At 68.1% G+C, this 25,224-nt stretch carries 23 protein-coding genes and 1 tRNA gene; 14 read left to right on the top strand and 10 right to left on the bottom strand.

Annotated features, from left to right (window positions below; genetic code table 11):
• The first annotated feature begins 47 nt into the window (after positions 1 to 47).
• Positions 48 to 1,316: a lipopolysaccharide biosynthesis protein gene (locus F6X38_RS09470; RefSeq protein ID WP_246191273.1), complete on the top strand. Its 1,269-nt coding sequence runs from the start codon at positions 48 to 50 to the stop codon at positions 1,314 to 1,316.
• Here the strand turns inward: F6X38_RS09470 and F6X38_RS09465 are convergent.
• Genes F6X38_RS09465 through F6X38_RS09455 form a run of 3 tightly spaced genes read right to left on the bottom strand, consistent with a single transcriptional unit; the run spans position 1,288 to position 4,226 of the window.
• Positions 1,288 to 2,166 carry a DUF6492 family protein gene (locus F6X38_RS09465; RefSeq protein WP_150969459.1) on the bottom strand — a complete coding sequence of 293 codons (879 nt, stop codon included), beginning with the start codon at positions 2,164 to 2,166 and terminating at the stop codon, positions 1,288 to 1,290. The genes F6X38_RS09470 and F6X38_RS09465 overlap by 29 nt on opposite strands.
• A 6-nt stretch (positions 2,167 to 2,172) precedes the next feature.
• Entirely contained in the window at positions 2,173 to 2,982 is an 810-nt protein-coding gene (locus tag F6X38_RS09460) for a WecB/TagA/CpsF family glycosyltransferase (protein ID WP_150969458.1), read from the bottom strand.
• Positions 2,979 to 4,226, bottom strand: coding sequence for a glycosyltransferase (locus F6X38_RS09455; RefSeq protein ID WP_150969457.1), 1,248 nt, complete (start codon positions 4,224 to 4,226; stop codon positions 2,979 to 2,981). Before F6X38_RS09455 ends, F6X38_RS09460 begins: the two co-directional genes overlap by 4 nt.
• Before the next feature lie 210 nt (positions 4,227 to 4,436).
• Between F6X38_RS09455 and F6X38_RS09450 the strand changes: the two genes are divergently transcribed.
• The 7 genes from F6X38_RS09450 to F6X38_RS09420 all read left to right on the top strand — a co-directional run bounded on the left by F6X38_RS09450 (position 4,437) and on the right by F6X38_RS09420 (position 10,709).
• Positions 4,437 to 5,417, top strand: coding sequence for a glycosyltransferase family 2 protein (locus F6X38_RS09450; RefSeq protein ID WP_150969456.1), 981 nt, complete (start codon positions 4,437 to 4,439; stop codon positions 5,415 to 5,417).
• Complete coding sequence (locus tag F6X38_RS09445) at positions 5,386 to 6,756, top strand: O-antigen ligase family protein (RefSeq protein WP_150969455.1); 1,371 nt, start codon at positions 5,386 to 5,388, stop codon at positions 6,754 to 6,756. The genes F6X38_RS09450 and F6X38_RS09445 overlap by 32 nt, the downstream gene beginning before the upstream one ends.
• The gene (locus tag F6X38_RS09440) at positions 6,753 to 7,904 is read left to right on the top strand and encodes an acyltransferase family protein (RefSeq protein ID WP_150969454.1); all 1,152 of its coding nucleotides are present in this window, start codon (positions 6,753 to 6,755) and stop codon (positions 7,902 to 7,904) included. The genes F6X38_RS09445 and F6X38_RS09440 overlap by 4 nt, the downstream gene beginning before the upstream one ends.
• A gap of 64 nt (positions 7,905 to 7,968) precedes the next feature.
• Positions 7,969 to 8,433 carry a DUF2948 family protein gene (locus F6X38_RS09435; protein WP_150969453.1) on the top strand — a complete coding sequence of 155 codons (465 nt, stop codon included), beginning with the start codon at positions 7,969 to 7,971 and terminating at the stop codon, positions 8,431 to 8,433.
• A gap of 28 nt (positions 8,434 to 8,461) precedes the next feature.
• Entirely contained in the window at positions 8,462 to 9,754 is a 1,293-nt protein-coding gene (hisD, locus tag F6X38_RS09430; protein WP_150969452.1) for a histidinol dehydrogenase, read from the top strand.
• A complete protein-coding gene (locus F6X38_RS09425; protein WP_150969451.1) occupies positions 9,751 to 10,227 on the top strand; it encodes a UPF0262 family protein in 477 nt (158 codons plus the stop codon). The genes hisD and F6X38_RS09425 overlap by 4 nt, the downstream gene beginning before the upstream one ends.
• 2 nt (positions 10,228 to 10,229) lie before the next feature.
• Positions 10,230 to 10,709, top strand: a complete 480-nt coding sequence (locus F6X38_RS09420; RefSeq protein ID WP_150969450.1) for an arsenate-mycothiol transferase ArsC — start codon at positions 10,230 to 10,232, stop codon at positions 10,707 to 10,709.
• Here the strand turns inward: F6X38_RS09420 and F6X38_RS09415 are convergent, their stop codons facing one another.
• Positions 10,710 to 12,305 carry a DHA2 family efflux MFS transporter permease subunit gene (locus F6X38_RS09415; protein ID WP_150969449.1) on the bottom strand — a complete coding sequence of 532 codons (1,596 nt, stop codon included), beginning with the start codon at positions 12,303 to 12,305 and terminating at the stop codon, positions 10,710 to 10,712.
• Positions 12,306 to 12,323: 18 nt separating this feature from the next.
• Positions 12,324 to 13,622 carry an HlyD family secretion protein gene (locus F6X38_RS09410; protein WP_343033210.1) on the bottom strand — a complete coding sequence of 433 codons (1,299 nt, stop codon included), beginning with the start codon at positions 13,620 to 13,622 and terminating at the stop codon, positions 12,324 to 12,326.
• 157 nt (positions 13,623 to 13,779) lie between these two features.
• Between F6X38_RS09410 and F6X38_RS09405 the strand changes: the two genes are divergently transcribed.
• Positions 13,780 to 14,424: a TetR/AcrR family transcriptional regulator gene (locus F6X38_RS09405; protein WP_161992685.1), complete on the top strand. Its 645-nt coding sequence runs from the start codon at positions 13,780 to 13,782 to the stop codon at positions 14,422 to 14,424.
• Positions 14,425 to 14,430: 6 nt separating this feature from the next.
• Here F6X38_RS09405 and yihA read toward each other — a convergent pair whose 3' ends face one another.
• The 4 genes from yihA to rpmH are packed head-to-tail and all read right to left on the bottom strand — an operon-like array spanning position 14,431 to position 17,511.
• Entirely contained in the window at positions 14,431 to 15,111 is a 681-nt protein-coding gene (gene yihA, locus F6X38_RS09400) for a ribosome biogenesis GTP-binding protein YihA/YsxC (RefSeq protein ID WP_425482838.1), read from the bottom strand.
• Positions 15,108 to 16,946 (bottom strand): membrane protein insertase YidC, encoded by a 1,839-nt coding sequence (yidC, locus tag F6X38_RS09395; RefSeq protein WP_150969447.1) that lies wholly within the window; start codon positions 16,944 to 16,946, stop codon positions 15,108 to 15,110. Before yidC ends, yihA begins: the two co-directional genes overlap by 4 nt.
• A 3-nt stretch (positions 16,947 to 16,949) precedes the next feature.
• Positions 16,950 to 17,366 carry a ribonuclease P protein component gene (gene rnpA, locus F6X38_RS09390; RefSeq protein ID WP_202617956.1) on the bottom strand — a complete coding sequence of 139 codons (417 nt, stop codon included), beginning with the start codon at positions 17,364 to 17,366 and terminating at the stop codon, positions 16,950 to 16,952.
• A gap of 10 nt (positions 17,367 to 17,376) precedes the next feature.
• Complete coding sequence (rpmH, locus tag F6X38_RS09385; protein ID WP_150969446.1) at positions 17,377 to 17,511, bottom strand: 50S ribosomal protein L34; 135 nt, start codon at positions 17,509 to 17,511, stop codon at positions 17,377 to 17,379.
• Between the two features lie 330 nt (positions 17,512 to 17,841).
• Here rpmH and F6X38_RS09380 point away from each other — a divergent pair, with 330 nt between their 5' ends.
• The 5 genes from F6X38_RS09380 (at position 17,842) to F6X38_RS09360 (ending at position 23,755) form a co-directional block, all read left to right on the top strand.
• Entirely contained in the window at positions 17,842 to 19,368 is a 1,527-nt protein-coding gene (locus tag F6X38_RS09380; RefSeq protein WP_246191272.1) for a sensor histidine kinase, read from the top strand.
• A 191-nt stretch (positions 19,369 to 19,559) separates the two neighbouring features.
• Positions 19,560 to 19,636, top strand: a tRNA-Arg gene (locus F6X38_RS09375).
• A 448-nt stretch (positions 19,637 to 20,084) separates the two neighbouring features.
• Positions 20,085 to 21,716 (top strand): FAD-dependent oxidoreductase, encoded by a 1,632-nt coding sequence (locus F6X38_RS09370; RefSeq protein ID WP_150969445.1) that lies wholly within the window; start codon positions 20,085 to 20,087, stop codon positions 21,714 to 21,716.
• Between the two features lie 268 nt (positions 21,717 to 21,984).
• A complete protein-coding gene (locus F6X38_RS09365) occupies positions 21,985 to 22,929 on the top strand; it encodes a sialate O-acetylesterase (protein ID WP_150969444.1) in 945 nt (314 codons plus the stop codon).
• A gap of 418 nt (positions 22,930 to 23,347) precedes the next feature.
• Positions 23,348 to 23,755, top strand: coding sequence for a MerR family transcriptional regulator (locus F6X38_RS09360; RefSeq protein ID WP_161992683.1), 408 nt, complete (start codon positions 23,348 to 23,350; stop codon positions 23,753 to 23,755).
• A gap of 108 nt (positions 23,756 to 23,863) precedes the next feature.
• Here F6X38_RS09360 and F6X38_RS09355 read toward each other — a convergent pair whose 3' ends face one another.
• Positions 23,864 to 25,201, bottom strand: coding sequence for an HlyD family type I secretion periplasmic adaptor subunit (locus F6X38_RS09355; RefSeq protein WP_246191280.1), 1,338 nt, complete (start codon positions 25,199 to 25,201; stop codon positions 23,864 to 23,866).
• Between the last annotated feature and the right edge of the window lie 23 nt (positions 25,202 to 25,224).

Raw genomic sequence — 25,224 nt, 5'->3', positions numbered from 1 at the left:
GCTTGGACGCACTGTTCGGCGGAAAACTTAAGCTCGAGCTAAGCCAGTTGACGGCATTCGCCCATCTGGTCGGCGGCTCCGCCGGGCGGCTGGTGATTTCGCTTGCCTATTTCGTCTCGGTCGCCAACAGCCTTTCGGTCGGCGATTTCGGCTTGTTCGCCACCGCGTCGGCGACGGGCATCATGCTGTCGCGCATCGCCGGCTTCGGCTTCGTCTCGCCGCTCTACCGCGCCGCGACGGTGAAGCGCCGGCTCGTCGGCACCTATACCGCCGGCTTCTTCGCGGCCTTCCTCCTGTCGCTGCCCGTCGTGGCGCTGGCGGCTGCCGGGTTCTATGCCCTCGTCTTCCGCCCCGACATGACGCTCGCCGCATTCGCGGCGGTGATCGCGGCGGAGGTGCTGTTCTGGCGGCCGCTCGAAGTCGCCTGCATCGTCAACAACGGCCTCGGCCGCTTCGGCCGCGCCGCCGTGATGGTGATCGTCGGGACGGCGATTCGCGCCGTCGCCGCCGTGCTCTTCGCGCTTATCGGTTCCGGCGCGCTGATCGAGTGGTCGCTCGCCTATATGGCGGCCAACGCCGTCGCGGCGCTGGTGGCCTACGCGGCGTTCTATCCGCGCATTCATCTGCGCTTCCGGCCGGCCCTCTACCTGTCGCGCTGGCGGGATTCGGCGGGCGTCGCGACGGCCGAGATCATCTTCTACCTGCAGTCGGAGCTCGACAAGCTGCTCGTCCTGTCGATCGGCGGCCCGGTCGTCGCCGGGCTCTACGCCATGCTGATGCGGCTGATCGACCTGACGGCGCTTCCTGTCCGAGCCTTCAACACGATGATGGTGCAGCGCCTGATGCGCGCGCCGGAATGGCTCGCGGCCTGGCGGCGTCGCTGGCTGTTCGAAGGCGCGATCGCGGCCGTTTCCGTCGCGGGCCTCGCGGCGATCGGCGTCCTGCTCTGGATCGCGCCGAACGCGCTCGGCCGCAACGTCGCGGGGGCCGCGCCGCTCGTCGCGACGGCGCTGATGGTGCCGGCCTTCCGCAACATCGTCGAATACCACAGCGAGATCCTCTACGCCCGCGGGCGGACCGGCTCGCGCGCGCTGATCCTGGCGCTGGTCGGGCTCCTGAAGGCCGGGCTGCTCGTGGTCATTCTCGGCCATGCCGATGCGGCGAGCACCGCCTGGATCATCGGCCTCAACGGGCTGTTCTTCGTGCTCTGGCTGGCGTCGGCGAGCGCGACCTACTTCACGCTCGACTGGAGCCGCCTGCAGGAGCGGCAACTGCCGGGACCGTCGCTTACGCCAGCCCCGCAACCCGGCGAATGAGGCCGGGATCGGTGCCGGTGAAGGACTGGACGCCGATCGCCACCTCCGCCGGGTCGAGCCCGCCGACGAAGTCGCGGAGGCTCGCCTCGCTCATCGCCCCGCCCGCCCAGTAGACGCGGCAGATCGAGCGCGCCGCTGGCAGATGCGCGTCCGGCCGGCGCTCGACCTCGTCGACGAAGCGTCCGTAGATCGTGCATTCCGACAGGGCGCGGGTTCCGGCGAGCGCGGCGATCCAGGAGCGGCCCGTCACCGCCTCGATCCGCGCCGTCATGGCGCGAACCGTGTCGGTGCGCCAGGCGATGCCGGTCGCGATGTAGCCGACATCCGGCTCGCCCTTCGCCTCGATGCCGAGCAGCGCGCCGGACTTCGCCCACCAGCGCCGGTGGTCGGCGGCGAACTGCGGCAGGACGGAATGGGCGGGGCCCGCCGCGCGGTAGAAGCGCGCCGCCCGCCCCGAGCGCATCGCGGCGACGTCGAACGGCTTCACGAAGACGGTGTCGGAATCGCAGGAGATCATCACCTCCTCCGGCATGCGCACGGCGGCCGCGATGCGGCGCAACTGCTGCACGTGCCAGCCGCGCAGCGGCGGCCCCAGCGGCGACAGCCAGACCCGGCGCCGGCCGAAGCTCTTCGGGTCTGGGAACGCACGCAGCCAGAACGGCAGGAGGTCGCGCTCGCCGACGATCTCGCGCTTCGGGCCCGCAAGCCCGACGAACGCGGCGACATCCCGGTCCTCGACGAGGATCACGTGCCGCGTATGGCCGCTGACGTGCCGGTCGATGCTTTCGCACAGCAGGCGGCAGCGCTCGAAGTCGCCCCGATAGCTCGCCGTGACGATCGCGGTGCGCATCGCTGGTCAGCCGCCAGCCGGACGGCTTTTGCGAGCCATGAGCCCGACGAAGACGCGCCAAAGGAAGACCGGGTTGCCGAGCACGTAGCGCCGCCAGAGGCGCGAGGGCTCGCCGATGAGGCGGAACAGCCATTCCATCCGCAGGCGCCGCCAGGCGAGCGGTGCGCGGGCCACCCGGCCGGAAAGAAAGTCGAACAGCGCCCCGACGGCGATCACGACCGTCGTCTCGCGGATCGTCACGTGCTCCGCGATGAACAGTTCCTGCTTCGGCACGCCGAGCGCGACGAGGGTGATGTCCGGCGAGAAGTCGCGCAGGCGCGCCAGCACGATCTCGGTTTCGAGGCCGGGCCGGAAGTAGCCGTGCGACACGGCGCGGAACTCGTGGCGCGGCAGGGCGCGCTGCAGGTTCGCGGCCGCCTCCTCCGCGACGCCCGGTGCGCCGCCGAGCAGCGCGACGCGCCGCCGGCCGCCGAGCGCGCGCAGGAGCGCCGGCACGAAGTCGGTGCCGTTGAGGTTTTCCGGAAACGGCCGGCCGTGATGCAGCTTGGCGGCGAGATCGACGCCGATCCCGTCCGCAAGCACGGTGAAGCCGGCGAGGGTCGCGCGATACTCGGCGTTCGTCGCGGCGACGTTGACGCAATGAGCATTGGCGAAGGCGAGCGCCGTGAACTCCACTCGGTCGATGCGCGACTGAAGCTCGTCGATCATCGTCCGCCGGTCGACGTCGGCGATCTCGACGTCCAGCAGTTGACGAAGCGGGATCGGGAGCCGCTCCGGCTCGTCGATCGGCCAAGCGAGGTTGCGGACGGCGCTCACGAACCGACGACCACGGGTTCGGGCAGCGCCGGGAAGACCGAGACCTGCGGCAGGCGTTCGCGGCCCCGCGGACGCTCGAACTCGGCCATCGTGGCGAGGCGCGTGACCGCTTCCTTCACGGCGGCGGCAAGGGAGCGGCGCTGCGCCAGCGCGAAGGCAGGACCGCCGCCGCGACGGACGCGCCCGTCGCGCTCGCCGGCGACGGCGTCGATCAGGGCGGCGGCGAACTCGCGGGCGTCGTCGGCGACGGCGACGTTCCCCGGCATCGTCGCGACGCCGCGGAGCGCCGACGGCGTCGCGACCGCGGGAATGCCCTCCTCGAACGCCTCGATGGTCTTGAGCTGGACGCCGGTCCCACCCTTCGAGGCGAGCGCGATGACGCGCGAGGCGCGCACGAAGGCTTGCGCGTCCGGCACCCGGCCGAGCACGGAGACGTTGGCGGGAACGCGGGGCGGACGACCGTCGAAGCTGCCGGCGACGGCGACGGTGATCTCCTGCGGCAGCCACGGCACGACTTCCCGGAGGAACCAGTCGAGGCCAAGCCGGTTCGGCGCCCAGCTCCAGGTGCCGATCAGGCCGATGTCGTGGCGGCGCAGGCCGTCGTCGCCGATGGAGGGACGCCCGACCGACAGCGGCAGGACGAAGGCGGCCGGGTTCCTGTCGACGCCGAGGCCGGCGAGATCGTCGGCGCTGAGCGCATGGACGATCCGGGCCTCGCGGCAGACCCGTTCCTCCACTTTACGGAGCAGCGCCGCCTCGCGGCGGTACAGGAAGCGGCGAAACGCCGAACGCGAGGTCGCGGCGTTCTCGCCCGCCGAGCGGTGCTCGACATTATGGGCGACGAAGATCGACGGCTTCGCGCCCGCCAGGAACGGATAGGCCGCCGGCATCTGCACGGAATTGAGGATGAAGCCGTCGACCGGCCCGGCCTCCGCCAGCCGGCTCCAGAGCGTCTCGGCATCCATCGTCGCGAGCTTCGCCGCGGAAACCGGCAGGCCGAGCGCGAAGGAGCGCGCCAGCCACGCGGCCTTCTGGCGGCGGCTCGCCCCGGCATTCTCCGGCACGAGTTCGCCGAGCGAGATCTCCCCCGGCTTCGGGACGGGCGAGCCCGGCCGGCGGAAGCCGGCGAAGCTGAGGCGCACGCCCTGCCGCCGGTATTCGTCGGCGATCGCCCGGTTGGCGATCTCGAAGCCGGACCGCGGCTCGTCCGTCGGCAGCATCGAACTGATGAAGAGGAGATGCATTCCGGGACCGTGCCAGCGCTGAACCCGGGAGCATCGTGCATTTCAGTCGTAACCGACCGGCTAAAGGCGACGGTTGCATTTTGATACAACCTGTAGATTGGTTAGCGATCGATTACACAACCATAGCTTCTCCGTTCCGAGTTTGTTTACGGGTCCATGCTCCAATCCGCCGGCGCCGGAACAGGTCCGGTCCCATCGCCGGGAACGCCGATGATTGAGGCCATGTCGATCGAAGCGCGCCCAGCCGGTGGCCCCGAGACGGCCGTCGAGTGCGCGGTGACGCTGCCGACCTTCCGCCGCCCGGACCATCTCCTGCGGACGTTGGAATCCTTGGAGCGGCAGCGCACCCGTCGCCGGTTCGCGGTGATCGTGGTCGACAACGACGCCGAGCGTCTCGAAGGCGTAACGGCGGCAAGCCCGTTCTTCGCGGCCGGCCGCCTCCCCGGGCGCGTCGTGCTCGCGAGCGAGCGCGGCAACTGCCACGCCTACAATGCCGGCTGGACGACGGCGCTTGCCGAATACCCGGAGGCGCGGTTCCTCCTCGCGATCGACGACGACGAATGCGCCTGCGAGCACTGGCTCGAGAGTCTGGTCGCGACCGCCGAGCGGACCGGGGCCGACATCGTCGGTGGCCCGCAGCTTCCCGTCTTCGAAGGCGCCGGGACGAGCCTCTGGGCGCATCATCCGGTGTTCACGCCGCCCTATGCCCGCACCGGGCCGGTGCCGATCCTCTACTCGTCCGGCAACGTCGCGTTCCGCCGCCACGTGCTGGAGGCGATGGGCGCACCCTTCCTTGACCCGGTGTTCAACTTCACCGGCGGCGGCGACAGCGACCTCTACGCCAGAGCCCGGCGCCGCGGCTTCCGCTTCGCCTGGAGCCAAGAAGCCGTGGTGCACGAGACGACGCCGGAGCGCCGCACGGAATTCTCCTGGCTGCAGGCGCGCTCGCTGCGCAACGGCGCGCTTTCCTCGATCATCGAGCACCGGGCCGATGGCAGCTTCAAGGGCCGCACGAAGACGCTGGCGAAGAGCGCCTGCCTGCTTCTCGCCTCGCCCTTCCGCGCGGCGCGCCTCGGCCTCAGCACCCGTTCGGCGGTCATCGGCCTCTACCCGATGAACGTCGCCGTCGGCAGGTTCCTCGCCGAGTTCGGCCGCGTGAATGAGCAGTATCGCCGCCCCGAGCAGAACTGAGGCCGGGCCGCGGGAGCGGCCGGCCGCGAAGTCCGACAGCGTCGTCGCGGCGCTGCGGACCGGGTTCGGCGCGCTGATCCTCACGGCGCTGCTCGTCACCTTCTCGCCTTTCCAACCCTTGAGCCCGGCCACCGCCGACAGCGGCAACCTCGTCAACCAGCTCGGCTACGGCCTCCTCGGCGCGCTGGCGCTCCTCGGTCACGTCCTCTTCACCGATCGCGCCACGGCCTTCGCGCTTCTGAGGCCGACCTGGCTCGTCGTCGCGGGCTGGATGCTGTTCTCCGTGACGCAGTCGAACTGGCCGGATGCCTCGCTCCGCGCGGTCCTGTTCTCGCTGTTCGCGATGTGCGCGGCGACCGGCGCGATCTGCCTGCCGCCGACGGCGAAAGCGTTCCGCGCGAGCCTGGTCTTCGCCGCCCTCGCCGTCCTTGGCCTGTCCTATCTCGGCCTCGTCCTCTGGCCGGACGCCGCGATCCACGGCGCCACCGGCGACGAGCCGGAGCATGCCGGCCTCTGGCGCGGCATCTACAGCCACAAGAACGTCGCCGGCCCGGTGATGGCGGCGCTGTTCTTCGCCGGCCTCTACCTCGTCCGCAGCGGCACGAAGCGGGCCGGCTGGCTGGTGCTCGTTCTCAGCGCGCTTTTCGTCCTGAAGACTGGCTCGAAGACCTCTGCGGGCCTCGTGCCGCTGGTGGCGCTTCTGGTGATCGGTGGCCGGGCGTCCGGCGGCCGCTCCCTGCCCTGCCTGATTCTCGCCGCCGCCGTCGCGGCGATGGCGGCGCTGACGCTCGGCGCCGCGATCTCGCCTCTTCTCAACGACGCGGTGCAGTTCGTGCTGCCGGGTACGACCTTCACCGGCCGCATGGACCTCTGGCGCTACGCGCTCGACCTGATGCAGCCGCGCCAGTGGACCGGCTGGGGCTTCGAGTCCTTCTGGACGACGCCGATCGTCACCGACGCCGAGCGGCCGTTCGAGCTTTCCTGGGATCCCGGCGGCGCGGTGAACTCGCATTCCGGCTATCTCGACGTCGCGATCGCGCTCGGCTGGCCGGCGCTGATTCCAGTGGCGGCGATGCTGCTCGTCCTGCCGATGGCGGACTACATGCGCTGCCGCGAGGGCGAGGAGAGCCAGCGGCTGGCCGACTTCTTCCTGATGGTGCTCGGCTTCATGCTGCTGAACTCCTTCCTCGAAAGCTACCTCCTGAAGCGCAACGACCCGACCTGGATGCTGACCTTTCTGTCGGTCGTCGGCCTGCGGCTCCTCGCCCGCTTCCGCGTCGTCTCCGGCGACGAGGCGGCGACCCTCCAACTGAAACCCGCGGGAGCCGCGTTGCCATGACGAGCGAATCCGGGCCCGCGACGCGGCAGGCGCGCTTCGAGGCGCTGGACGGGCTGCGCGGCGTCTGCGCGCTCATGGTGGTGCTGCTGCATCTGCCGCTGTCCGGCTGGCTCGGCGAGGTGCGGCTGTTCCGCCATTCCTTCCTGTTCGTCGATTTCTTCTTCGTCCTGTCCGGGTTTGTCATCGCGCATTCCTATGCCGGACGCCTCGGAAGTATGGGGCAGGTCGGGCGCTTCGCGCTGGCGCGCTGGCGGCGCGTCTATCCCCTGCACCTCGCGATGCTGCTCCTGTTCGTCGCCTTCGAGACGGCGACGCTGCTGGCGAAGGGGCCAGGCGCGGCGTTCATCGGCGGCAACTCGCCGAACGCGCTCCTCGCCAACCTCTTCCTCGTCCACGCCTTCGGCACCGTGCCGTCGCTCGGCTGGAACTATCCGAGTTGGAGCATCTCGGCGGAGTTCGGCGCGTACCTCCTATTCGCCTTCGGCTCGCTCCTTTTCGGCCGCCGGCTGCTGCCGGTCCTGCTCGGCCTCGTCGTGCTGGCGGCACTGCCGGCGCTCGCGCATTTCGTCGGTCATGTCGATACGACGGTCGCCTTCGGCTGGCTGCGCTGCCTCGCCGGCTTCTCGTGCGGCGCGCTGCTGCGCCTCGCCAGCCGCCCGCCGGCCGCGGGTCCCGCCTCGGCGATGGCGCGGGGGACCATGCTGGAGGCGGCAGCCGTTCTCGCCGTGGTCGGCTTCGTGATCGCGGCCGGCGCAACGCCGCTATCGCTCGCCGCACCGCTGCTGTTCACGCTCGTCGTCGCTGTCTTCGCGCGCGAGGAAGGAGCGGTCAGCCGGCTGCTGAAGACGCCGGAATGCGCCTTTCTCGGCCTCGTCTCCTATTCGATCTACATGACCCATGCCTTCGTGATCTCGCGCCTCGTCAATGTCGGCACGGTGCTCGAAGCGCGTACGGGCCTCGATCTCGTGGAAACGCTGCCCGAAGGCGCGAAGGCCTTTTCCGCCCTCGCCTCGCCACTTGCTCTCACCGCCGCGCTGACGGCAACGATCATCTTCAGCGCCTTCACGTACCGCTTCGTCGAGGTCCCCGGACAGCGCATGCGCTTCTCCGCCCGCCGATCGATGCAGGCGGGAGCGGCGGCCCTCTAGCCGACGCCGGTGGTGCTCCTTAAGTGCGCGGGGACAAGCTTTCTGCGCGTGAAACGGAGACCCGATGGCCGGCCTCAGGCTCGATGCGATGGACGAGGACGACCTCCAGATCCTTTCCGCCTACTGCCAGGACGCGATCGCCGCGCCGGCCGACTTGCGCTTCATGGCGCGCGAGGGTCGCTTCGTGGCGGCGCTCAACCGCTTCGCCTGGGAAACGGTGAAGACGCCGTCGCGCTGGCGCTTCCTGCGGAAAACCCAGGCCTACGAGCGGCGGCGGGCGATTCTCGACTTCGGTCGCGTCCGCTCGGCCCAGTCGATCGGCGTCGGCCAGGGCTCCACCGATACGCCGCTGGTGCTGCTCGCCGTACGCTTCGCGCCGAAGGACCCGCCGGGCGGCACGATCGAGCTTGTCTTCGCCGGGAACGCCGCGATAAGGCTCGACGTCGAATGCGTGGAAGCGCGACTGACGGACGAGGACGCCGTCTGGTCGACCGACCGCCTGCCCGATCACGAGAAACCCGTCGCCTGAACCGGCGCCGCCGCACGGAGAACCGGTCTTGCCCCTACGGCTCGACGCCGCCGCCGACGACTTCGAGACGCGGTTCCGCGCGCTTCTCGCCGCAAAGCGCGAAGTGTCGGAAGAGGTGGACGAGGCCGTCCGAGCGATCCTCGCCGACGTCGCGACCCGCGGCGACGCCGCGGTCATCGACTACACGCAGCGCTTCGACGGCCTGTCGCTGACGCCGGAAACGCTCCGCATCGGCAAGGACGAGATCGAGGCCGCCTACGCCGCCATGGAGCCGCACACCCGCGAGGCGCTGGAGCTCGCGCATGCGCGCATCCGCAGCCATCACGAGCGCCAGCGCCCGACCGACGACACCTATGTCGACGCGCTCGGCGTCGTGCTCGGCAGCCGCTGGACGGCGATCGAGGCGGTGGGACTTTACGTGCCGGGCGGTTCCGCCAGCTACCCGTCCTCGGTGCTGATGAACGCCGTGCCGGCGGCGGTGGCGGGCGTCGCGCGGATCGCGATGGTGGTGCCGGCGCGGGCAGGCGAACTGAACCCGCTGGTGCTCGCCGCCGCGCGGATCGCCGGCGTCGACGAGATCTACCGGATCGGCGGCGCGCAGGCCGTCGCGGCGCTCGCCTACGGCACGGAGAGCATCCGGCCGGTCGCGAAGATCGTCGGCCCCGGCAACGCCTATGTCGCCGCCGCGAAGCGCCGCGTCTTCGGCACGGTCGGCATCGACATGATCGCCGGCCCGTCCGAAGTGCTGGTGATCGCGGACGGCGAAAACGACCCAGCCTGGATCGCCGCCGACCTCCTGGCGCAGGCCGAGCACGACGCGGCGGCGCAGTCGATCCTGATCACCGACGATGCCGGCTTCGCCGACGCGGTGGAGGCGGCGGTGGCCGTGCAGCTCAAACAGCTTTCGCGGCAGGACACGGCTGCCGCGAGCTGGCGCGACTTCGGCGCGGTGATCACGGTGCCGGACCTCGACTTGGCACCGCCGCTCGCCGACCGGATCGCGGCCGAGCATCTGGAACTCGCCGTCGACGATCCGGACGCGATGTTCGCCCGCATCCGCAACGCCGGCGCCGTATTCCTCGGCCGGCACACGCCGGAGGTGATCGGCGACTACGTCGCGGGCTCCAACCATGTCCTGCCGACGGCGCGCTCGGCCCGCTTCTCGTCTGGCCTGTCGGTGCTCGACTTCGTCAAGCGGACGTCGAGCCTGAAGCTCGGCCCCGAGCAGCTCCGTGCCCTCGGTCCCGCCGCCGTGGAACTCGCGCGCGTCGAAGGACTCGACGCGCATGGGCGCTCCGTGTCGATCCGGCTGAACCTTTGAACCCGCCCGCCCTCCCCCGCCTGATCGGCATCGAGCTCGACGATACGCTCGGGCGCGCCGCGCCGCATATCGAGAACGAGCGTGCCGTCGCCGTGGCCGACCTTATCGAGGAGAACGAGTTCCGCCCGAACGGCGCGCCGGACGGGCCCTACCGGTTGAAGCTGTCGACCAGCGCCGGCCGGCTGGTCTTCGACGTGCGGGACGAGGGCGACGCGCCGCTCGTCGTCCACATCCTGTCGCTGAGCCCGCTGCGCCGGGTGCTGCGCGACTATTTCCTGATCTGCGACAGCTACTACGAAGCAATCCGCTCGGCGACGCCCTCGCAGATCGAGGCGATCGACATGGGGCGACGCGGCATCCACAACGACGGATCCGAACTCCTGCGCGACCGGCTCGCCGGCAAGATTGAGGTCGACCGCGACACGGCCCGCCGGCTGTTCACCCTGATCGGCGTCCTGCAAAGGCGGGTATGACGATGTCGCGTGGGTCCGCCGACCGCCAGACCTCCCCCGGCGCGGCCCGCCCGGTCTCCTCCGTCCTGTTCGTCTGCGGCATGAACGCCATCCGCTCGCCGATGGCGGAAGCGGTGACGCGCGCGCTGCTGCCGAAGGTCTACACGGTCTCGGCCGGCGTCCGGAAGGGCGATGCCGACCCGATCGTCGGCGCGGTGCTGGCCGAGCGCGGGCTGACGCTCGGGCTGCGCCAGCCGCAGTCGATGGAGGAACTCGCGGACAGCTACTTCGACCTCATCGTGACGCTGGCGCCGGAAGCGCATCACGTCGCCCTCGATCTCACGGGCGCGCAGGCGGTGGAAGTGGAATACTGGCCGATGCCCGACCCCTCCGCCGTGGAAGGATCGCGCGCCCAGATCCTCGACGCCTATCGCGACGTCCTCAGCCGCATCGAAGCGAAGATCATGGAGCGGCTCGCGCCGGCCGGCGCGCCGGCCCGGTGATCAATGCCCGCCGCCACCGCCGCCCGGCGCGGCCTTCGGCTTCGCGATGAAGATCGACAGGGCGATCAGCGCCGTGAACAGGCAGGTGAGGAGCACGAACACGTCGCCGAAGGACAGGATCGTCGCTTCGCGCCGCACGAGGTTCGTCATCTGCGCGACGGACGTCATGTCGCCGTTCAGCCCGTTCGCCGTCATTGAGGCGGCCATCGAGGCGAAGCGGTCCTCGACGACGCCCCGGCCCCAGCGGACGTTCTCCGCCAGCCGCTCGAAATGCATGACTTTACGATCGGTCAGCACCTGATTGATCAGCGCGAGCCCGACCGCGCCGCCGAGATTGCGGGTCAGGTTGTAGAGACCGGAGGCGCCCTTCATCTTCTGCGGCGACAGCGTGCCGAGGGCGACGTTGTTGATCGGCACCATCGCCATCATCAGGCCGAAGCCACGCAGGATCTGGGGGATGAGCAGTTCCCAGAAATCCCAATCGTGCGTCAGCCCGGACATGATGTAGGTGCCGAGTGCGAAGGACGTGAAGCCGATCGCCATCATCACCCGCGGATCGAGCACCGTGGTCAGCCGGCCCGAGATCGGGGCGGTGGCGAACATCGCGAGGCCGGAGACGAACATCGTCTCGCCGATCATCAGCGAGTCGTAGCCGCGAATCTGGCCGAGATAGACCGGGTAGAGATAGGTCAGGCCGTAGAGGCCGATGCCCATGACGAAGGAGAACAGCGAGCCGAAGGCGAAGTTGCGGTTCGCGAAGGCGGTGAGGTCGACGATCGGCTCCTTCGCAGTGAAGGCACGCCAGAAGAACAGGATGCAGCCGACGGCCGAGACCATGGCGCAGACGAGCACCGCCTGATCCTCGAACCAGTCGTTGTGCGGCCCTTCCTCCAGGACGTATTCGAGCGGCCCGAGAAAGGCGGCGAGGCCGGCGAGGCCCCACCAGTCGAAGGCGTCGAACAGCTTCCAGTTCGGCTTGTCGAAGTCGATGAGGTTCCACGCGGCGGTCGCCACCACGATGCCGGGCACGACGTTGACGAGGAACAGCCAGTGCCAGGACAGGGCATGGCTGAGATAGCCGCCGACCGTCGGGCCGATCGTCGGCGCGAGCGTCGCGACGAGGCCGATCATCGGCGAGACCAGCGCGCGCTTCGAGGGCGGGAAGATGGTGAAGGCGGCGGCGAAGACGCTCGGGATCATGCCACCGCCGATGAAGCCCTGGATGGCGCGGTAGACGATCATCTGGTCGATGTTCGTCGCCGTGGCGCAGAGCGCCGAGGACGCCGTGAAGCCGGCGGCGGCGAGCGAGAAGAGGACCCGCGTCGACATCATCCGGCCGAGGAAGCCGGACAACGGGATCATGATGACTTCCGCGATGAGGTACGCCGTCTGCACCCAGGGAATCTCGTCGCCGGACGCGGCGAGGCCCGCCTGGATCTCGGACAGCGAGGCCGACACGATCTGGATGTCGAGGATCGCCATGAACATGCCGAACACCATCGCCAGGAAGGCGAACATCCGGCGGGCCGGTATGGCGTCCGGCGCCGCCTGCGGACCAGGCGGCGCTCCGGCGGAAGCAGCGGTAGCGGCGGACATGGAAGCGTCCTAGGACGGTTAGCGGGAGGCGTCCGGCTTGGCGGCGTCGATCACTGCCGGCGCGGGCTTGTCGCCGTTGACGGCGGTCGCGTGCTCGGGATCGGGGGTCGTGCGGATGTCGACCTTGACCACCGACGACAGGCCCGGCCGCAGCCGGCCGGCAAGGTCGCGCGCGTGGTCGATCTCGATCCGCACCGGCACGCGCTGGATGACCTTGGTGAAGTTGCCGGTGGCGTTGTCGGTCGGCAGCAGCGAGAAGACCGAACCGGAGGCTGGCGAGACGCTCTTCACCGTGCCCTCGAACTCGCGGCCGGGGATCGCGTCGATCTCCACCGCGACCTTCTGGCCGGGGACGATCTCGGCGAGCTGCGTCTCCTTGAAGTTCGCGTCGACATAGACCTTGTCGATCGGCACCACGGCGGCGAGCCGCCGCCCGGGCGAGACGTAGTCGCCGGGCTGCACTTCGAGATTGCCGACGACGCCGTCATAGGGCGCGCGCAGCGTCGTGAAGGACAGGTCGCGCGCCGCCTGGTCGCGGGCCACCTGCAGCTCCTGCAGTTCCTGCGCGGCTTCCTTCTCCTGCGCGTCGAAGACGAGGACGTTCGCCTTCGCGGCTTCCACGGCCGCGACCGCGCCGGCGAGTTCGGCGACCGCCGAATCGCGAGCGCTTTGCGCGTTGTCCTGCTGCGCCGTCGTGCCCGCGCCCGATCGGGACAGGTTCGAGGCGCGCTTCAGGTCGAGCTCGGCCTGCGCGAGCCGGGTCGCCGCGGCGGTCTTGGTCGCCTCGGCCTGCGTCACGGAAGCTTCCGAGGCCGTCCGCTGCGAGCCGATGCGGCTGATCGCGGCCTGCTTCGTCTGGATCTTCGCTTCCGCCGACCGGAGGGCGAGCGCGTAGTCGCCGTCGTCGATCTGGACCAGCGCGTCGCCAGCCTTCACTTGGCTGTTCTCCTCGACCGGCACCGCATGGACATAGCCCGTCACCTTCGGCGATAGGATCGACATGTCGGCGCCGACGTAGGAATCATCGGTCGAAACGAGGAAGCGGCCTTCGGTCCAGTAATAATGGCCGTACCAGGCACCGCCGCCGAGTGCGGCCAGCGCGAACAATGGCAGGAGAAAACGCTTCGCGCCGCGCTTCTTCGGCAGGGCGGCCGCGACCGGGGGCGCGGCGGGAGGGGTCGGCTCGGCCTTCGGCGCGGCCGGCTCCGGCGCGGGCGCCGCGCGCTTCGCGTCCGGGGCGGGCGTGGCCGTTTCAGACCGGAGCTGGAGCACCATCCCGGCCGTTCCGCCGAGTTCGCTGGATGGCTTGTCGTACATGAGGAAGCCGCCTACATTCGAACCGAACCGTTCAGTTCGATCTTGAAGTAGCGTCATTTCTTGTGCATTGCAAGATCGTGACGGCGACGGGAAAAGATTATTGCACAGCATCGTTGTGGAAGCTTTGATGCGGAGCGACGACCAATCCGGGAGCGACATGAGCGAAGTGCTCGACCACGCCGACAGGGCGACCGCAGGCGAGAAGCCGACCAAACGTCAGCAGATCCTGGCCGGCGCGCACGCGGTCTTCAGTTCGCTCGGCTTCGACGTCGCCTCGATGGACGACGTGGTGAAGGCGGCGAAGGTGTCGAAGTCGACGCTCTACGTCTATTTCCGCTCGAAGGAAGAGCTTTTCACCGCGCTGATCCAAGAGGAGCGCGAGCGCTATTTCCAGGAGATCGGCGCGATCTTCACCGATCCCGGCCACCCGGCCGAGACGCTGCGCATCTATGGCGGCAAACTCGCCCGGAAGCTGACCTCGCCGGAGGCGGTGCGGGCGAACCGGACCGTGATCGGCGTCGTGGAGCGCATGCCGGAACTCGGCCGCTCGTTCTACGAGAGCGGGCCGCAGCGCGCGATCAAGCTGCTCACCGCTTATCTCGACTCGGCCGTCGCCGCCGGCACGTTGCGGATCGAGGACACCGAGCTCGCCGCCAAGCAGTTCATCGAACTGGCCTCCGCCGGCATCATGCGCTGCCGGCTGTTCGGCTACCAAGCCGGCATGCCGGATGCGGCCGAGATCGAGCGCACGGTGGACGCGGCCGTCTGGCTGTTCATGCAGGGCTACGGCACGAAGGCGTGAGCGGCGTCAGCCTGCGGCGGCGAAACCCGTGATTGCGGCTTTGAGGTCGTCGAGGCCGGTGCCCTTCTCCGAGGAGGTCGCGACGATCTCCGGGAAGGCGGCGGCGCGCTTGCGGATCGCCTCGTGCGTCGCGGCGACGAGCTTCGGCAGGCCGACCGGCTTGATCTTGTCGGTCTTCGTCAGGACGATCTGGTAGGAAACGGCGGCCTTGTCGAGAAGGTCGAGCACGTCCGCGTCGTTGCGCTTGATGCCGTGCCGGGAATCGATCAGCACGAAGACGCGCTTCAGCGTCGAGCGGCCTCGCAGATAGTCAAAGACGAGACTCGTCCAGGCGTCGACCTGTTCCTTCGGCGCTTCGGCATAGCCATAGCCGGGCATGTCGACGAGGGCGATCGGCGGCAGGTCGGCCCCCTCCCCCGAATAGCCGCCCGGCACGAAATAGTTCAACTCCTGCGTCCGCCCCGGCGTGTTGGACGTGCGCGCCAGCCCCTTCTGGCCGACGAGCGCGTTGATCAGCGACGACTTACCGACGTTGGAGCGCCCGGCGAAGGCGATCTCGGGCGGTCCTTCCGGCGGCAAAACGTCCATGCGCGGCACGCCGCGGATGAACACCCAAGGGCGCGCGAAGAAGCGGTGCAGGTCGAGGGCGGCGCCGTCCGCCGCCACCGCCGCAGGCCGCTCCGTCACGCTTCCTTCTTCTTGCCGCGGAACAGGTCGCGGATATTGTCGAAGAGTTCGATCTTCACGCCGTTCCGCTTCATGATGATCGACTGCTGGGTGATCGACAGCGTGTTGTTCCAGGCCCAGTAGATCACGAGACCTGCCGGGAACGCGGCCAGCATGAAGGTGAAAACCAGCGGCATGTAGGTGAAGATCATCTTCTGCGTCGGGTCCGGCGGCGTCGGGTTCAGCCGCATCTGGACGAACATCGTGACGCCCATGACGAGCGGCCAGACGCCGATCATCAGCGCGTGCGGCACCGAATAGGGAAGCAGGCCGAACAGGTTGAACAGGCTCGTCGGATCGGGCGCCGCGAGATCCTGGATCCAGCCGAAGAACGGCGCGTGCCGCATCTCGATCGTGACGTAGAGCACCTTGTAGAGCGCGAAGAAGACGGGGATCTGCACCAGCATCGGCCAGCAGCCGGCGGCGGGATTGATCTTCTGCTCCTTGTAGAGCGCCATCATCTCCTGCTGCTGCTTCATCTTGTCGTCGGCGTAGCGTTCGCGCAGCTCGGTGATCTTCGGCTGCATCTCCTTCATCTTCGCCATCGACTTGTACGACTTGTTGGCGAGCGGGAAGAAGAACAGCTTCAGGACGACGGTGACGATCAGGATCGCGGCGCCGAAATTGCCGGTGAACTTGAACAGCCAGTCGATGGCGGTGAACATCGGCCGCGTGATGAAGAAGAAGTAGCCCCAGTCGATGAGCTGGCTGAAATGCGGGATCGCCTGCTGCTCCTCGTACTTCTTCAGGAGCTCGACCACCTTCGGCCCGGCGAACAGGCGCTGCGAAACGGTGGCGGACGCGCCAGCCGCGACGTTCAGCGGATCGGCGACATAGGCGGACTGATAGGATGGCCGGTTCGCGGCGGAATACTGGAAGCCCGGCTGGAAGCCGCGACCGGGCTCGGGCACGATCGCCGCCGCCCAGTACTTGTCGGCGATGCCGAGCCAGCCGGACGAGGACTTCGGCGGCTTCGTGGTGCCGGCCTTCTCGATCGAACTGTAGGTCGATTCCTCCAGCCCTTCGTCGCCGAAGACGCCGAGCAGGCCTTCGAACACGACCCAGGCGGACGCGACCGCCGGCTTGGAGAAGCGCTTGACGATGCCGTAGGGCTGCACCGAAACCGCCGCCGTGCCGCCGTTGCGCACCTCGTCCTTGATCTCGAACATGTAGTCGCGATCGATCGAGATGGTGCGGTTGAAGGTGATGCCGCGGTCGTTCGTGTAGGTCAGCGTGACGGGCGCGTCCGGCCGCAGCGTGCTGTTGCCGGCGACCTGCCAGGTGGTGTTGGCATCCGGCAAAGCGCCGACGTTCTGGCCGGTATAGCCGAACTCGGCGAAATAACCGATCGGCTTGTTCTCCGCGTCGAGCGCGTCGTCCGGCGAAAGCAGCACGATGGTCGGCGAGGCGTCGTCGACGGTCTCGTGGTAGTTCTTCAGGCGCAGGTCGTCGAGGCGAGCGCCCTTGAGGTTGATCGAGCCGGAGATGGTCGGCGTGTCGATCGCAACGTTCGGGCGCGCCGCGACCGCCGCCTCGCGTCCCTGCGCCCGGCCCGCCGCGCCGCCGTTCGGCACCACGCTTTCCGGCCCCGCCGGGGTGGGCGTGTCGTTCTGTGCCGTGCCGGCCGGCGTCTGCGGCGCCTGCAACGAACCCTGCTGCGACCCGGCGGGAATGCCGGCGTCCTGCTGCGCCTCGCGCTGCGCGGCGACGCGCGGGTTCACCACCAGGAACTGCCATCCCACCAGCACGGCGATCGACAGCGCCATGGCGATCAGGAAGTTGCGGTTGTTTTCCATCGATCAGACCCCAGCGCGGCCGCGGGGCGGCGCCATTCCATCCTGCGGCGCGTCCTCGCCTGCCGCCATGCCGGCGGCATCCTGCGCCGGTCGAACCTTGCTCAAGCGTCGATGCAGCTCGCTTCGCAACCGCTCGAAGGCCAGATCCAGCACCTCGCGCCGGGCGACGATCACATAATCGAAGCCTCGGGCCATGTCAGCCCCGCAGGAGGTGCGGATCGCTTCGCGAAGGCGGCGGCGGATGCGGTTCCGCTCCACCGCGTTGCCGACCTTGCGCGTCACGGTCAGGCCGAAACGCGGCTCGGCGCCGTCGTGCCTGTCCAGGGCTTCGATGAAGAAGAACGGACCGCCCAGGCGGCGGCCGCGGCGCGCGGCCAGGAAATCGGCTCGCCGCCGAAGCCGCGCGATGTCGAAGCCCAAGCCTCGGGAATCAGGCCGACAGGCGCTTGCGGCCGCGGGCCCGGCGGGCGGCGACGACCTTGCGGCCACCGGGTGTCTCCATGCGGGTGCGGAACCCGTGGCGGCGCTTGCGGACGAGCTTGCTCGGCTGGTAGGTGCGTTTCATCGTTTCTTTTCCCCGCACTCGATGCGCGGGTCCTTCGAATCTGGTGCGTCGGCTGCGGGCAAGCGCGGACCGGGCACGCGAGCACCCGTTCGTCCGCTCGTGGGCGGCTTATAGGAAGACTGCCTCGCGAAAGTCAATCCGGCCGCGGGAGAGCGCTCGTGCGGGCGAACGAACGACGGTTCGATTGGAAACAGCGCGGTGGCCACCTAGTATGCATTCCGTCGCCGCATCGCCTTCTCGCGCCGCGCCGCGCCGCCGGCCGATCCCGGCTCCAGCGGCAGCAACGGTGTTGCCGTCCATGCGGGCCGGGCGAACGATGATGGAGCGGTTTTGGACATAAGCGCGCGCACCGGCGGAGACATCGAGACGGGACGGAAGGCGGCGCCGATCCGTCGGCCCCTGTCGGTGCGGATCCTCTGGCTGACCCTGCTCGCGGTCATGCTGGCCGAAGTGCTGATCTTCGTGCCGTCCGTCGCCCGTTTCCGGGCGGAATGGCTGCGGCAGAAGCTGGAAACGGCGGCGCTCGCGGGGCTGACAATCGAGCAGCCGCGCGCCGACGGCGAAGCCGTCCTCGGACCGCACCAGCAGGAGGTGCTGCTCGCCACGCTGCAGGCGGACCTCGTCGCGATGACGAGCGGCGGCGTCACCCGCCTCCTCGCCCGCAAGGAAACCATCCCGACGCTCGACCGCCAGATCGACGTCGGCAAAGCCGGCTGGATGCAGCTCGCCGGCGGCGCGCTCGACACGCTGCTGTTCGGCGGCGAGCGGACGATCCGGGTGCTCGGACCGGTGGGCGGGCGCGAGGATGCCGACGTCGTCTCGGAAGTGGTGATGCCGGAGCGCAAGCTCCGCAACGCCATGCTCGCCTATGCCCGCAACATCTTCCTCCTGTCGCTCGCCGTGGCGGTCTTCGCGGCGCTGCTCGTCTACGCGGCGATCAACCTTCTCCTCGTGCGTCCCATCCAGGCGATGACGCGTTCGATGATCCGGTTCGGCTCGGCGCCGACCGACATGGCGCGGATCATCAAACCGGGCGGGCGGCCCGACGAGATCGGCGCGGCCGAGCTGGAGCTCGCCGGCATGCAGTCGACGCTCGCCGCGACGCTGCGCGAACAGCGGCACCTCGCTGATCTCGGCCTCGCGGTTTCCAAGATCAACCACGACTTGCGCAACATCCTCGCATCCGCCCAGATGGTGTCGGACCGGTTGTCGGACGTTCAGGAGCCGCGCGTGCAGCGCGCCCTGCCGATGCTGCTGCGCAGCCTGGACCGCGCGCTGATCTATACCGAATCGGTGATGAGCTACGGCAAGGCGGTGGAGAATGCGCCGGTGCGGCGGCGCATCCGGCTCCGCCGGCTGGTGGACGACGTCTTCGAACTGGCCCCCGTTCCGGCAGGCAGCGATATCGAGCTGCGCAACGACGTCGCCGAAGCGTTCGAGATCGACGTCGATGCCGATCAGTTCTTCCGGGTGCTGAACAATCTCGTGCGCAACGCGGTCCAGGCGCTGGAGGACGACGGCGAGGATCTGATCGTGCGCCGCGTCGCGATCTCGGCGGCGAGGCAGACGGGAGACGGCGCCGTCCTCATCCGCGTCGAGGATACCGGTCCCGGCCTGCCGCCCCGGGCGCGCGAGAACCTGTTCCGCGCCTTCCGCGGCTCGACGCGTTCCGGTGGCACCGGCCTCGGCCTCGCGATCGCGGCCGAGATCGTCGAAGGGCACGGCGGCGACATCCGGTTGTCGGAAGCGGCGCGGGCGGGCACCGTCTTCGAGATACGCCTGCCGAGCGTTCCCGAGGCGAGCGCGAACGGTTCGTCGCCTGCATCCCCACCCGCAGCGCCGAACGGGAGCGGTTGAGGCGGGACCGGACTTCTCCTACCGCCCTATTCCATCCGCTCCTCCGAAACGCACAGACGATGCCGTTTCCACCGTGTGAGCCGCAACTCGGCCGCGGGCCGGCTGAACAAATGCCGGCGAGACGTCTTGCATCGGCTCCGTCGAGCCGGTATCAGGCCATCCAGCGCGGGACGGATGCTCCCGCCGCAAGGGCGCCCGTAGCTCAGCTGGATAGAGCACCAGACTACGAATCTGGGGGTCAGAGGTTCGAATCCTTTCGGGCGCGCCACTTCCGTACAGATCTGCGAACATCGACCGTGCCCACCGTGCTGCCTTTCGCGGCGTTGGCCGGTCCCGCGACGGTCGGCGACGAAGCCCCTGCGGATGCACGGTATCTGACGCGAATTGGGGTCCTGAGGGTCTCATGTCGACGGTGTTCGTGAATTCAGGACAGTTCGGCTACGTCCGCCTCCTCCTTTCGGCGTAAACGGTTCAATCGAAAGGTGCGGATCATTTGCCGTCTGCGGCGTGGGAAAAGGAGGAGCCAATTCGTTAGTCACCGAAGCATTCGGGCGAGTTCCAATGTTCCTGAACCTCCTTCGCTTGATCGACCCTCGCGCCCCAAACCCGGCGAAGCCGAACATTGAAGCATCGAGCCGGCCCTTTGGCGAAAGGTATCGCGATCACGCGTCCATCTGAATCCAGATCACTGTTGGTTGCTTTGTCCGGGTGCGCCGATGATTCACGATGGAAGAGGGGTCAGTGCGAAACTCGATGCCGACATCTGCATCGTAGGAGCAGGACCTGCCGGAATAACTCTTGCGCTCGAACTCGCCGATACCGGGCTGAAGATCGTTCTGCTGGAGAGCGGCGGGGAAGTACACGATCCAGAGACGCAGTCTCTCTACTCCGCACTCAACGTTGGAATAGATTACGAGGCGCTCGAGCGGACGCGAAGCAGGCTGCTCGGTGGAAGCAGTAACTGCTGGGGCGGATGGTGCAAGCCGCTGGATCCCCTCGATTTCGTCGAACGCGACTGGATTCCCGACAGCGGCTGGCCATTCGGCTCGGAGGAACTGGCCGAGTACTATGTCCGCGCGCATTCGTACCTTCATCTCGGCGCGTTCGATTACAGCGAGGCTGCCTGGATCCAGGAGCTGGGAAGGAAGAAGGTCGCGACGCTTCCGCTGGACAATTCTGTACTCACCAACCGGCTCGTCCAGTTCAGCCCGCCCACCCGCTACGGCAAAGCCTATCGCAACCGGCTTTCGCAGTCCTCCACGGTCAACCTCGTGTTGTGGAGCAACGTCTGCGAGATTCGCCCCCCGGAGCGGACGGGGCAACCGCTCGAAGTGGACGTCCAGACATTGAGCGGAAACCGGTTCAAGGTCGAAGCCCGCTCGGTGGTCCTGGCCGCGGGGGGCATCGAGAACGCCCGCCTGCTGCTGCTGTCCCGCGGTTCGCGGAACTGCGGGCTCGGCAACGAGCATGATCTCGTCGGTCGTTACTTCATGGATCATCCTCGGATCCGCTCCTCGACGCTGAGGATCGCCAACCTGCGCCAGCATCGCCGGTTGTACGATTGCAGGCTGGCGAAGACCCGCCAACGCTCCGGCGTCAACCCGAACAAGATCGCCGCATTCATCATGCCGACGCCCGAGACGCAGCGCGAACGCCGCCTGCCCAATTCGCGCTCCTACTTCTTCGGACGGTACTCGTTCGAGGAGTCGAGGATGTTCCAGGCGGTGACGGCGCTGAGGACCCACACGATCAGTCGGCGTCGGTTCGGTCAGACCCAGACCGTCGGAACGGGCGCCCTGGTGAAGAACCTGCTTTCCGGGATGCTGGCGTCGCCGCAAGGGGCGTTGGGGGTGCTCGACCAGGCCGTGAACCTCCCGATCGCATCCCGCCGCCTCACCCTGGAAACGATCATCGAACCGATCCCCAATCGCGACAGCAGGATCAGCCTGGCGGACGGCAAGGATCGTCTGGGGCTCAATCGGGTCTTGGTGGACTGGCGACTGACGGAGCAGGACTCGCGCAACATCCGGTCGACCACGAAGCTCATCGCTTCCGAACTGGTCGAAGCGAAGATCGCCACTTACGCTCCGCAGTCGGCGAACGACTGGGACGGCGGCGTCGCGGGATGTTGGCATCACATGGGCACCACGCGGATGCATGTCGATCCGCGGAAAGGCGTCGTGGATGCCAACTCGAAACTGCATGGCAGCGACCATGTCTACTGCGTCGGAAGCTCCGTCTTTCCGACGGCCGGCAGCGACTGCCCGACGCTGACGCTGGTCGCCCTCGCGATCCGCCTGGCCGACCACTTCAAGCGAAACATGGCCAAGGTGTTGCTGCAGGCCTGACGCGACCCCGTCCCTCACGCCGTCGAGACGCCCACCTGCCATCGTCCGCTTTCGGATGGAGCGGGCAGAGGAAAGGCGACCCTTGTCAGTCGCATCGCACCGTCCGCCTCACCAGAACCTGGAGGCGGACAGAATATAGCCTCGGGGAAGGAACAGTCGAAGACTTCTCTTCCGTAGCGTAAATGTGAGTTGATCTTCCGGGAATTGCGTTTCAGCAGGGCATCGCGGCTCGTGGGAAGCGACCTCGCCGAACGCGGCCGACTTATTGATGACGAACCCCAGGGCGGCTCCCGTGGCTTCATCTCGTCGACAACTATCGATAGGCGTGACGGTCGTTTTCATCGCCTACCTGCTCGGGGCCTACAGCGGCCGGTACGACGCCTTCCCCTTCCCCCTGTTGCGCGCCATCGGATCGACCTTCACGACGAAGCAGCCGACCCGTTTCACCTTCGATAAGCTCGACATTCTGGTCTCGGACGATCAGAAGCGGCCGACCTCTTGTCCGAGGCAGACAGACCGTACGGCGGTTCTTCTGGTCATGGGCCAGTCGAACGCCGCCAATCACGGCGGGCAACGGTTTCGCTCCAAGCATGGCGACGAGGTGATCAATTTCTTCGGCGGAAAATGTTTCGTAGCGGCATCGCCGCTGCTGGGAGCCGATGGCATCACCGGCGAGTACTGGAGCGAGCTCGGCAATCTCCTCCTGGACAGGGGAGCCGTCGACCGGGTCATTCTGGCCCCCGTCGCCGTCAGCGGTTCGAAGGTGTCGCGCTGGACGCCGAGCGGGGATATCCATCCGCGGGTGGTCGAAACGGTCAGGGAGCTGACGACGACGGGCTACCGCGTGACCCGGACACTGTGGACGCAGGGAGAGATCGACTACGTCGTCGGCACCGGCGAAGAGGCTTACCGAGACCGCTTTCTGCAACTCGTCGACTCGCTCAGATCCGAAGGCGTCGCGTCGCCGGTCTACGTTTCGGTGACCTCGAAATGCCTGGGCGAAAGCAACGGCGGAACGCAGACGCATCTGGCCGACAACCCGGTGACGCGGGCTCAGCGATCGCTTCCGAACGCCGCGCCGGGCATCAGGGCGGGGGTGAACACGGACGAGCTGCTCGGCGACGACGACCGCCACGACGATTGTCATTTCGCCGCGACCGGCGAGGAGAAAGTCGCACGGGCCTGGGCGGATTTGCTGGCCGGAGATCCGTGAGCCCTTCGGAGCCGGCGCCGGGCGATCGCATTTCCAGCCGGTCCAGCCTTCGCACGGTCCGCGAGGCTATGTCGCCTTCGGAGTGAATGCCGTCGCGCTCGCTTCCGTCGGCACCGCGCTTCGCCTCATTCGAAAGTCGTCGAGACCATCCCGCCCGTTCCGTCGAATAGTCGGCAAAAAGTCGATTCCGGTGAGGACGAAACGCCGCACGGTAGTCTTAAGACGCATGATCGATGAACCGGCGGATCGCCCGACAGATCGAGGCATCTGTCCTATTTGGGCACTGGCTATTCCCGCACGCGCCTCGATACTTCCCCCATTGAGCCAATCGAAGCATCGCGACCGGGGGTCGTTGCGGCGCGGCGGGAGATGCTGGTCCGCAAATCGTGATCTGGACGCTTTGACAGAAAGCGACGAGATGGCGAATGTCGAACAACTACTTGATCTGAACGGCGCGGAAGTCGAGCCGAAACAGGTCTATCGGATCGGCAATCTGGCGAGGGAGTTCGGCATATCCCTGCGCAGTCTGCGGTTCTACGAGGCGCGGGGCCTCCTGCATCCGCGTCGGCGCGGCACGACGCGGCTCTATTCGCCGGACGATCGCAAGCGCCTCCGCCTCATCCTGCTCTGCAAGCTCGTCGGCTTCTCGCTCATGAAGATCGGGCAGATCGTCAACGACTATCTCGGCACGGGGTCCGAGGTGAAGCGGGTGCGCGACCTGCGGGAGGTCTTCCGTCAACAACAGAACGTCCTGCAGGCGCAGCGCGAAGGACTCGAGACGTCGATCGCCGCATTGGAGATGATCATCTCGACGCTGGAAAAGTGATGTTCCAGCCGGATCGGCAACCGCCCGCCTACCGGCCCGGTCTCGATCCGTCCTGCGGGCCGAGCGCCTCGCGAGCGCTCGGCGGGCGCAAGCCCGGCCGCGGCTACGTCAGGGCTCCCGCATGCTTTCGTCCAACCCCCGAAGCAGCGGATAGAGCAGATACGAGATGACCTTCCGGTGCCCGACCTTGATCTCGGCGCTCGCCGTCATTCCCGGCAGCAACCGGAAACCCTCCGAGGATTGGCCGACCGTCGCATCGGCCAGTCGCACCCGTGCCCGGAAGACGACGGGCATCGAGGGCCTGGATCCGTCGACCTTCGGCTCGCCGTTGAAGGCGTCGCGGCTGATGGTGCGCACCGTGCCGGCCATCGTGCCGAACTTCTGGAACGGGTAGGCGTCGAACTTCACCCGCGCGCCGTCGCCGGCGAGAACGCGGCCGATGTCGGCGGAGCCCACGGAGACTTCCGCCTCCAGCGGGACGTCGAGCGGAACGAGGGTGACGATGGGCTCGGCTTCGCGCACCACCGATCCGATCGAACGCTGCGCGAGTTCCAGCACCACGGCGTCCGCCGGGGCGCTCAGGCTCACCATATTCCGCCGGAGGGCGGCCTTCTTCAACTCCTCGGCGACCGTATCGCGCTGGCCGCGCAGGTCGACCAGCTTATCGAGCAGGTTGCGCCGGAAGTCCTCGATGAACGCCTGTCGCTCCGCCTTGAGCTTGTCCCGAGCGTGCTCCGCCTCGACACTCCGGCCGAGCGTCTGAGCCAGGGTGGCGTTGACGTCGAGCCGAGTGTCGCGCGAGACGAGAAGGTTCAGGAACGAGCCGACCTCCTTCTTGTAGAGCGTGTCGCGGGCGGTCTCGATCTCGCCGAGCGTCGCAATCCGGTTGCGCAGGATGTCCGCCTGCTCCTGGCTCGTGCGGATGGTGGCGGCCTGCGCCGCGATCTGCTCGTCGTAGTTCTCGATCTGGGCGGCATAGAAGGCCTCCGTCTGGTCGAACAGCCGTTGCTGCAGCCTCGCGTCGGGCGCGGCGGCCGCCTCGGGCCGGTACTGAAGGTCGTCGACCTCGGCCTCGATCCGCTTGACCTGCGCGTCCAGCGCCGCGAATCTCGCCTGCTGCTGCTCCATGTCCGATTGGCTGAACGTGGCGTCGAGCGTCGCCAGCCGATCGCCCGCGTGAACCCGGTCCCCGACCGCGACGTCGATCGAGCGGATGATGGAGGTTTCCAACGGCTGGACGACGATCGTGGGCTTCGTCGTGACCAAGCGGCCGGGCGCCACGACGATTTCGTCGACCGAGGCGAGCGAGGCCCAAAGGATCGCGCACGCGACGAATGCGGTCACGGCATAAAGCGTCAGACGGGCGACGCCCGGCGGCACGCGCTCCTCGAGTTCGATCGCGTCGGTCTGGAAGTCCGAGACGACCGGTAGCCGCATCGGCCGCATCGGACGAACGACGATCTGGTTTC

The sequence above is a fragment of the Plantimonas leprariae genome, assembly GCF_008802405.1.
Classification (GTDB): Bacteria; Pseudomonadota; Alphaproteobacteria; order Rhizobiales; family Rhizobiaceae; genus Plantimonas; species Plantimonas leprariae.
Note: the sequence above shows the minus strand (reverse complement) of the source record. Positions and strands in the feature narration are given on the sequence as shown.